This is a genomic window from Tardiphaga sp. (assembly GCF_028290785.1).
Classification (GTDB): domain Bacteria; phylum Pseudomonadota; class Alphaproteobacteria; order Rhizobiales; family Xanthobacteraceae; genus Tardiphaga.
The window spans coordinates 1-8,011 of sequence record NZ_JAQGJD010000094.1; the positions used below are offsets into that span (position 1 = coordinate 1).

7 protein-coding genes and 1 pseudogene are annotated in these 8,011 nt (G+C 62.9%); 4 read left to right on the forward strand and 4 right to left on the reverse strand.

What is annotated here, in order from left to right; genetic code table 11:
- Positions 1 to 260: pseudogene (locus tag JWR89_RS05210) on the forward strand (succinate--CoA ligase subunit alpha); the annotation flags it as partial.
- Positions 261 to 333: 73 nt separating this feature from the next.
- On the opposite strand, the gene JWR89_RS05215 reads toward JWR89_RS05210, so the two are convergent.
- Positions 334 to 702: a VOC family protein gene (locus JWR89_RS05215; RefSeq protein ID WP_299712611.1), complete on the reverse strand. Its 369-nt coding sequence runs from the start codon at positions 700 to 702 to the stop codon at positions 334 to 336.
- Positions 703 to 756: 54 nt separating this feature from the next.
- Between JWR89_RS05215 and JWR89_RS05220 the strand changes: the two genes are divergently transcribed.
- Positions 757 to 1,209: a MarR family transcriptional regulator gene (locus JWR89_RS05220; protein ID WP_299712615.1), complete on the forward strand. Its 453-nt coding sequence runs from the start codon at positions 757 to 759 to the stop codon at positions 1,207 to 1,209.
- Positions 1,210 to 1,374: 165 nt separating this feature from the next.
- Here JWR89_RS05220 and JWR89_RS05225 read toward each other — a convergent pair whose 3' ends face one another.
- The 3 genes from JWR89_RS05225 to JWR89_RS05235 all read right to left on the reverse strand — a co-directional run bounded on the left by JWR89_RS05225 (position 1,375) and on the right by JWR89_RS05235 (position 4,204).
- Positions 1,375 to 2,253: a sulfurtransferase gene (locus tag JWR89_RS05225; RefSeq protein WP_299712617.1), complete on the reverse strand. Its 879-nt coding sequence runs from the start codon at positions 2,251 to 2,253 to the stop codon at positions 1,375 to 1,377.
- A gap of 64 nt (positions 2,254 to 2,317) precedes the next feature.
- Positions 2,318 to 3,445, reverse strand: coding sequence for an acyl-CoA dehydrogenase family protein (locus JWR89_RS05230; RefSeq protein WP_299712620.1), 1,128 nt, complete (start codon positions 3,443 to 3,445; stop codon positions 2,318 to 2,320).
- 216 nt (positions 3,446 to 3,661) lie between these two features.
- Positions 3,662 to 4,204, reverse strand: a complete 543-nt coding sequence (locus JWR89_RS05235) for an OsmC family protein (protein WP_299712623.1) — start codon at positions 4,202 to 4,204, stop codon at positions 3,662 to 3,664.
- A 234-nt stretch (positions 4,205 to 4,438) separates the two neighbouring features.
- Between JWR89_RS05235 and JWR89_RS05240 the strand changes: the two genes are divergently transcribed.
- Together JWR89_RS05240 and JWR89_RS05245 are read left to right on the forward strand one after the other, a co-directional pair.
- Entirely contained in the window at positions 4,439 to 5,119 is a 681-nt protein-coding gene (locus JWR89_RS05240) for a TetR/AcrR family transcriptional regulator (RefSeq protein WP_299712626.1), read from the forward strand.
- Between the two features lie 171 nt (positions 5,120 to 5,290).
- Positions 5,291 to 8,011, forward strand: a 2,721-nt coding sequence (locus JWR89_RS05245; RefSeq protein ID WP_299712629.1) for a 2-oxoglutarate dehydrogenase E1 component, incomplete at its 3' end; no start/stop codon positions are given.

Sequence of the window (8,011 nt, forward strand, 5' to 3'; positions counted from 1 at the left end):
AGATCGGCGGTTCGGCGGAAGAAGACGCCGCGCAGTTCATCAAGGACGAAGCCAAGCGTGGCCGCAAGAAGCCGATCGTCGGCTTCATCGGCGGCGTGACGGCTCCTCCGGGACGTCGCATGGGCCATGCCGGCGCGATTGTCTCCGGCGGCAAGGGCGATGCGCAGTCGAAGATCGCGGCGATGAAGTCCGCGGGCTTTGCAGTGTCGCCGTCGCCGGCGCGCCTCGGCACCACGCTGGTGGAATTGCTGAAGGGCTAGGGTTCAGCGCTGATATCAAAATGAAAGGCCCGCTCGTGAGAGCGGGCTTTTTTGTTTGCACGGACGTTCGAGTTCAAGTGCGAGCGGTGTGGAAGGTGATGCCGTAGCCGTCAGGGTCGCGGGCGACGAAGAAGCGGCCGAACGGGCCATCGCCCGGCGGGCTGAGAATGACGCCGCCCCGGCCGACAATCAGGTCGTGAAGGGCGTCGGCGTCCTCGCAGGCAATCCAGAGCGACATGCCGATCCCGAGCGGATCTACTTCCGGAAGCGGACGGAGCGGCGTTCGCAGGGCCAGGGGAATCGGCTTCGTCTTGAACACCACCGCGCCAGGAGGACTTTGCGCTTCAGCCTCGAAGCCGAACACGTTCTCGTAGAACTCGGCGGAAGCTTTGAGGTCGCGCACCTGCAGGGCCAGGAAGTCGGGGCCGATAATCGTTGTCATGATCCACTTTCGAAAATAATATCAGGTTCCTTACATTAATGTCAGGCGCCTTATATGTCAAATCGGAAAATGGACCCGGACGCGGAGGGCAGCTGGGTCGGCTATTCGCTGAAAATCACCCAGCACCTGCTGCGACAGAGACTCGACGCCGAACTCGCCGGTCTCGGCATATCTGCGCCGCAGAACGCTGTGTTGCTTGCGGTTGCCGCCAACCCACGCATTTCCAACGCGGACCTGGCCCGGTCGGCCTTCGTGACGCCGCAAACCATGCAGGGGATTCTGGTCAACCTCGTCCGGGCGGGCCTGATCGTGAGAAGCCCACATCCCGAGCACGGACGGATCATCGTGACGGAGTTGACCAAGGCCGGCCGGCAGGCGGTGCAGACAGGAAGGACCGCGGCGGAAACGGTGGAGCGTCAGATGCTATCGGACCTGACCCGTGAAGAAGCCAAGCTGCTCGGCAGCCTGCTCCGCCGCTGCGCGAAGGCGCTCGAAAGTGCTACTTGAGCGACTCGCACCGTCATTCCGGGGCGCGAGCAGCGCGAGCTGCGAGCGAACCCGGAATCCCGAAGTGAGACGATGAACATGTCGAGGTTCCCCGCCACTCCAGTTGGAGTGGCTGAGGTTCGCGTGCGGCTAACGCCGCCCGCGCCCCGGAACGACAGCGTGTGATTACGCCGCCTGCATCTGCTTCTCGCTCACCACTGGCAGGCCTTCTTCGATCGGATACTTGGTGTCGCGGCTCCATTCGTTCCAGGATCCGAAATACATCCGGACGTCCATGACGCCCGCGTTCTTCAATGCGAGAAACGTGTTCGACGCCCGCGCGCCCTTGAAGCAGTACAGGTACACGGTGGTGCTCGGCGTAATCCCGACGGTGGCGCATTCCGCCAGAATCTCGTTCTTCGACTTGAAGCGCGGGCCTTCCGAGGTCGGCTTCATCATGCGGTACCACTCGATCCAGACGGCGCCCGGGATCCGACCCATCCGCGGGCAAAAATCCTTGCCGTAGGGCGAGGAGCTTTCGCCGATCCATTCATCGACATCGCGAACGTCGAGCAGCGCGATCGAGGGATTGCCGAGTGCCGCCTGCATGGTTGCGGCATCGATCAGGATCGAACCCGCCTCCGGCTTGACCTTGAACGAAGCCGGCGTGGGCGTCGGCACGTCGGTGGTGGTGGGCAGGCCTTTCATCGTCCAGGCCTCAAAGCCGCCATGCAGCACCTTGATCTTGGGATAGCCGAGGAATTCCAGCAGGAAGTAGCCGCGACAGGATTGGCCGAAGCCGGAATTCATCGACTGCTCGTAGATCACGGCGGTCTCGCTGCCGGACAGGCCGGCGCCGCCGAACGCGTCGGCGAATTTCTTCTTCAACTCTTCCATGCCTTCCGGCGTCGAGGTGGCGAGGAAGGTGAAGATTTCATGCAGGTTGACGGCGCCGGGGATGTGGCCGGCGGCGTAGGCGTCGGGGTTGCGCGTGTCAATGATCACGCAAGGTTCGGACTTCATGAACGGGACGAGTTCGTCTGCGGAAATCAGGATTTCAGCCATTAGCAAAGCCTCCACTGGGTTGATGTGTTTGCGTTGATTCGTCGCCTTCAGAAAATCGAAGTACCTAGCCCTGGTGCTCTCCCGGATGTTCGCGCGCATTGTCTGCGAGCATTTTTCTGAGCTGTTTGGTGGCGGGGGTGACGATCGCCACGAAATAGGCCTCGCGCAGCCGGCGCTGGGCGCGGTGCGATTTCAGGTATCCGCGCGCGCCACAATGCAGCATCGCGGCATGCGCCGCGGCCACCGCGGCGTCGCCGGCACGCAGCCGGAGATCGACCACGCGGCGCCAGTAGGCATTGCTGCTGTCGTAGGGTGTGGCGACGAGCCGCATCGTCTCGGCCTCCAACTCGGCGAGAACGGCGGCAAAATCCTCAGGCTGCTGCGGCAAGTAGCAATTGACGTGTTCGAGCGACGGTCGCACGCCTTGCATGATCTCGACGCAGTCGCGGACCAGGCCGAGGCCCATGCCCATCTGCATCAGGATAAAGCCGGCGCGGATGTTCTTCACGAACGGCATCGCAGGGGCGGCCAGCACCTGGTCGTCCGGGATGAACACGTCGCGCAACTGCACCGCATAGGTGCCGGTGCCATCCATCGCGAGAAATGGTTTGCACGGCGTCAGCGTGACATTCGGGTCGGCGCAATCGACCAGGAACATCACCTTGTCCGAGCCGTCCTCGAGTTCGAAGATGGTGCCGAACAGGTGGTCGGGGCCGAGATTGGATACCCATGGCAGCGCGCCGCGGACGATGTAGCCGCCGTCGGTGCGGCGGCCTTTCAGCTTGAGCTTCTCGATGCCGAAGAAGCTCTTCATCGGATTGGAGAGGCCGGTGCCGCCAAGTCGTTTTCCGCTGGCGGCATCGGCCAAGAACTTTGCCTTCAGCGCGGCGTTGTCGGAATTCAGGATGTACCAGACCAGCGTATTCTGGCACCACGCCATGAACGCCGTGGCGCCGCAGGTCTCGGCGATGGCGGAGATGCCGGCGATGGTGTCACGCAGGTCGGCGTGCGCCGACCATGCACCGGCCTCGCCGAGGTTGCGCAGCGCCTGGTCCGGATAGATCTCGCCCTCGTCGATCGCCAGCGCGATCGGCGTCAGTTCGGTCCGCGACAACGCTGCGATGCGATCGACGAACGAGTCCGGCGCTTCAATAACATCATGGGGCTTTCTCAGCGCAGCGGTCGTGGTCATCGTCATCTCCGTCACAGGGAAGAGAGGCGGTGCGGTCGCATCGCGGCGGCCGGTCGTTCTCGGGCCCATCCCCGTCATTGCGAGGTCAGGGAAAGCCAATTGGCTTTCCCCTTAGCGAAGCGACGCGGCAATCCAGAGTGGCACGCGCAAAAGACCTGGATTGCTTCGTCGTAAGGGCTCCTCGCAATGACAGAAGAGAGGCCTTCGCTCCGTCGCTTACGCCGTCACTTCCAGATTGACCGGCCGCGTAAAGGTGTTGGCCACCGGCGACCACTTCTTCACGTGGTCGATCAGCGCGTCGATCTCGGCCTGTGGAATGCCGTCGCATTCCATATCGACCTTGATGCGGACGTCGGTGAATCCGACCGGCTTCTCGCTGATGTCGCCGGTGCCCCATACCGCGGTGATGTTGAGGTCGCCCTCGAGCTGCAGTTCGAGCTTGTTGACGATCCAGCCGCGATGCACGGCGTTGGCGTGCAGGCCGACGGCGATACACGACCCCAGCGCCGCCAGGGAGGCTTCCGAAGGGTTCGGCGCGGTGTCGTCGCCGAGCAGTGCTGGCGGCTCATCGACGATGTAGGGCGGCAGGTTACGGATGTAATTGGCGTGACGGAACTTGCCTTCGGCCACCGTCTTGCACTTCAGCGTCTTGATGACGTTCGGATTGGCCTTGCCGTTGGCAATCAGCTGTTCGAGCCCGCCTTTGTCGATCGGTGCGAGGCAGCCGGTCAGGACGGTTTTTGCGGCGACAGCGGTCATTTGTTTCTCCCTGCAGATGGTCGGATACAGAACGTTCTGTAGTCTAGCAGGAAGCGTGCCACTGGCGTTGGTTCGCGAAAGCCGAGCGTTATGAGACTGTTAACTGAGTGCTGAAAATGGAGGCGCCGGCCGAATTGCCGTCAAATGCGCCAATCATCGGGTTTTGCCGCCCGAATGTTGATCAGGAACCGATGATCGCTTGCACCGCGCGCGCGGCGTGTCATATGAAAGGACATGACCGACGCGATCCCGCATGATGCCGAGATCAAGCTCCCGCAGGTGTCGCCGCGCCACCGGCTGATGGAGGCCGCGACCCGGTTGTTCTGCAAGAACGGCATCAACGCCACCGGCATCGACGCGATCGTCTCCGAGGCCGGCACCGCCAAGACCACCCTCTACAAGATCTTCAAATCCAAGAGCGACCTGGTCGAGGCCGTGCTCGAAGCCGAAGGCAAGGTCTGGCGCGGCTGGTTCATTGCCGGCATCGAAACCGGCAAAACCCCGCGGGAAAAGCTCGATTCGATCTTCCCCGTGCTGAAGAAGTGGTTCGGCGAAGAGGGCTATTATGGCTGCGTTTTCATCAATGCAGTCGGCGAACACCCCAAGGACGAGACCCGGTTGCGGGCCCTCACCATGGCGCACAAATCCTTCGTGCTCGACCACGTCGCCGGCCTCGCCCGCGCCGCCGGAGCCGCCAAGCCTGAATTTCTGGCCCATCAGATCGGCCTGCTGATGGACGGCGCCATCGTCGCCGCGATGGTGACGCGCGACCCGACCGTGGCCGACGCCGCCGGCGGGGCCGCCAAGGCGCTACTCGACGAAGCCCTTTCCGCTCCAGCCCGGCGTTCCCGCCGAAACGCATTGCAGGGTGGCGCCGCCGCGCTGGCCAAGGAAAGCCTCAGCGTCGTAGACTAAACACACGCCAAAATAGGTCGCACGAAGAGTTGACGATATATTCAATACTTCGCACTTTTCAGGGCGCAACTTCAACCTAAATAGGGTAGAAGGTCCGCGCTATCAGGCTGGTTCGACAAACGGATCGGCTCTTGCCAGTTTTCCGCGCGACGCCAAAATCAGGACGCAATCATGTCTCGCCAGGACGCGAATGCCGCTTTCGCCCTCTCTTCATTTCTGCAGGGCGCAAATGCCACTTACATCGACGAACTCTACGCCCAGTACGAAAAGGACTCCGCCTCGGTCGATCCCGAGTGGCAGGAGTTCTTCAAGAGCCTCAAGGATTCGCCGGGCGACGTGCAGAAGAACGCCGCCGGCCCATCCTGGGAGCGCACCAACTGGCCGCTGACCCCGAGCGACGAACTCACCTCCGCGCTGGACGGGAACTGGACGCAGGTCGAAAAGGTGGTCGGCGCCAAGCTCGCTGCCAAGGCCGCGAAGCCCGGCGCCGAAGTCGCGCCCGCCGACGTCAACCAGGCGACCCGCGATTCGGTGCGCGCTTTGATGCTGATCCGTGCCTTCCGCATGCGCGGGCACTTCCACGCTAATCTCGATCCGCTGGGCATCGAAGGCCAGAAGGACCATGAGGAACTCGATCCGCGCTCCTACGGCTTCACCGACGCCGACTATGACCGCCGCATCTTCCTCGACCACGTCCTCGGCCTCGAATACGGCACGCTGCGCGAGATCGTCGCAATCTGCCAGCGTACCTATTGCCAGACGCTGGGCGTCGAATTCATGCACATCTCGAACCGGGCGCAGAAGTCCTGGATCCAGGAGCGCATCGAAGGCCCGGACAAGGAAATCAGTTTTACACGTGAAGGCCGCCGCGCCATCCTGATGAAGCTGGTGGAAGCCGACGGCTTCGAGAAGTTCTGCGACGTCAAGTTCACTGGCACCAAGCGCTTCGGTCTCGACGGAGGCGAATCTCTGATTCCGGCGCTGGAGCAGATCATCAAGCGCGGCGGCAATCTCGGCGTTCGCGACATCGTGGTCGGAATGCCGCATCGCGGCCGTCTGAACGTGCTGACCCAGGTGATGGGCAAGCCGCACCGCGCGCTGTTCCATGAATTCAAGGGCGGCTCCGCCAACCCGGACGAGGTCGAAGGCTCCGGCGACGTCAAGTATCACCTCGGCGCTTCCTCCGACCGCGAGTTCGACGGCAACAAGATCCATCTGTCGCTGACCGCCAACCCGTCGCATCTCGAAATCGTCGATCCCGTGGTGCTCGGCAAGGTCCGCGCCAAGCAGGACCAGAACGGCGATCCGCCGGATGCGCGCATCTCGGTGCTGCCGCTTCTGATGCACGGCGACGCGGCGTTCGCGGGCCAGGGCGTGGTCGCGGAATGTTTCGCGCTGTCCGACCTGAAGGGCTACCGCACCGGCGGTTCGATCCACTTCATCGTCAACAACCAGATCGGTTTCACCACCTATCCGCGCTACTCGCGCTCGTCGCCGTATCCGTCGGACGTGGCAAAGATGATCGATGCGCCGATCTTCCACGTCAACGGCGACGATCCGGAAGCCGTGGTGTTCGCCGCCAAGATCGCGATCGAATTCCGGCAGAAGTTCCACAAGCCTGTCGTCATCGACATGTTCTGCTATCGCCGCCACGGCCATAACGAAGGCGACGAGCCGGCGTTCACCCAGCCGGTGATGTACAAGAACATCGCAACGCATCCCTCGACGCTGGACCTGTACTCGAAGCGCCTGATCGCCGATGGCGTGATGACCGAAGGCGAAATCGACAAGGCCAAGGCCGACTGGCGCGCGCGCCTCGACGCTGAGCTGGAAGCTGGCGCCGGATACAAGCCGAACAAGGCCGACTGGCTCGACGGCAAGTGGGCGGGCTTCAAGTCCGCCGACCAGGAAGAGGATCCGCGCCGCGGCGTCACCGGCGTCGATGTCAAGAAGCTGCGCGAAATCGGCACCAAGATCACCAAGGTGCCCGACGGCTTCCGCGTTCACCGCACCGTGCAGCGCTTCCTCGACACCCGCGCCAAGGCGATCGACACCGGCAACGGCATCGACTGGGCGACCGGCGAGGCGTTGGCGTTCTGCACGCTGATGGAAGAGGGCCACCACGTCCGCCTGTCCGGGCAGGATTCGGAGCGCGGCACCTTCTCGCAGCGCCATTCGGTGCTGTTCGACCAGGAAGACGAGAGCCGCTACACGCCGTTCAACCATCTCGGCGGCGACCAGGGCCACTACGAAGTCATCAACTCGCTGCTGTCGGAAGTCGCGGTGCTCGGCTTCGACTACGGCTACTCGCTGGCCGAGCCTAACGCGCTGACGGTCTGGGAAGCGCAGTTCGGCGACTTCGCCAACGGCGCCCAGGTGTTGTTCGACCAGTTCATCTCGTCGGGCGAGCGCAAGTGGCTGCGCATGTCGGGTCTGGTCTGCATGTTGCCGCACGGCTATGAGGGGCAGGGACCGGAGCATTCCTCCGCGCGCCTGGAGCGCTTCCTGCAGATGTCGGCGGAAGACAACATGCAGGTGGTCTACGCCAGCACGCCGGCGAACTTCTTCCACGTGCTGCGCCGCCAGCTTAAGCGGGAAATCCGCAAGCCGCTGATCCTGATGACGCCGAAGTCGCTGCTGCGCCACAAGCGTGCCGTGTCCCGGCTCGACGAGATGGCGATCGGCACGACATTCCACCGCTTGCTGTGGGACGATGCGGAATATCTGAAGGGCGAGAAGATCAAGCTGGCCAAGGACGACAAGATCCGTCGCGTCATCCTGTGCTCGGGCAAGGTCTATTTCGATCTCTACGAGGAGCGTGAGAAACGCGGCATCGACGATGTCTATCTGCTGCGCGTCGAACAGCTCTATCCGTTCCCGCTCAAGGCGCTG

Bases quoted from the DNA above. Each gene is read 5' to 3' on its own strand.
- JWR89_RS05235 (WP_299712623.1), bottom strand. From the start codon at position 4,204: ATGACCGCTGTCGCCGCAAAAACCGTCCTGACCGGCTGCCTCGCACCG.
- JWR89_RS05230 (WP_299712620.1), bottom strand. From the start codon at position 3,445: ATGACCACGACCGCTGCGCTGAGAAAGCCCCATGATGTTATTGAAGCG.
- JWR89_RS05225 (WP_299712617.1), bottom strand. From the start codon at position 2,253: ATGGCTGAAATCCTGATTTCCGCAGACGAACTCGTCCCGTTCATGAAG.
- JWR89_RS05215 (WP_299712611.1), bottom strand. From the start codon at position 702: ATGACAACGATTATCGGCCCCGACTTCCTGGCCCTGCAGGTGCGCGAC.
- JWR89_RS05240 (WP_299712626.1), top strand. From the start codon at position 4,439: ATGACCGACGCGATCCCGCATGATGCCGAGATCAAGCTCCCGCAGGTG.
- JWR89_RS05220 (WP_299712615.1), top strand. From the start codon at position 757: ATGTCAAATCGGAAAATGGACCCGGACGCGGAGGGCAGCTGGGTCGGC.